We start from the raw sequence: 495 nt of genomic DNA, 5'->3' as shown, positions 1-495 counted from the left end.
AATACATAGACGGAAAATTGGTGGCACACCGTTATCCTTCTTGATTTGAAAATAGCAGGCCGTCTGAAACCTTGTTTTCAGACGGCCTTTTTGTATCCGGTGCAAATACTGTTTTTTAATCGCGATATTCAAACGTTGCACCCAAAAATTGAGCCAGTGCGGAGACGTGGGAATGTCGGGGGTCTTTGACGGCGGTCAGCAACAAGATATTGCCATGCTGTTTTTCCAAATCCAGCAGCCGCTTGATGGCGGCCTGCTCGGCATCGCCTTGCAGCTCTTCGTGATAACGGCTGACAAAACCGTCAAAATTTTGAGCCGGATTTTCATGATACCAGCGGCGCAGGTTTGCGCTGGGTGTAATGTCTTTCAGCCAAAGCGTAGTGGCGAAAACTTCTTTATGGACGCCGCGCGGATAGAGGCGGTCAATAAAGACGGCGGTTTGTTTAGAATCGGGTTGATAGGCGTAAATGCGCTGTACGGTAAACATTTTTTCTC

1 protein-coding gene is annotated in these 495 nt (G+C 48.1%); it reads right to left on the bottom strand.

The genetic code is table 11. The features are described 5' to 3' along the window. Positions 1-115: 115 nt before the first annotated feature. The gene (locus ACTHUR_RS19095; protein WP_049343727.1) at positions 116-487 is read right to left on the bottom strand and encodes a DUF488 domain-containing protein; all 372 of its coding nucleotides are present in this window, start codon (positions 485-487) and stop codon (positions 116-118) included. Positions 488-495 lie beyond the last annotated feature (8 nt).

It is taken from the genome of Neisseria sp. P0021.S007 (genome assembly GCF_051956855.1).
Note: the sequence above shows the minus strand (reverse complement) of the source record. Positions and strands in the feature narration are given on the sequence as shown.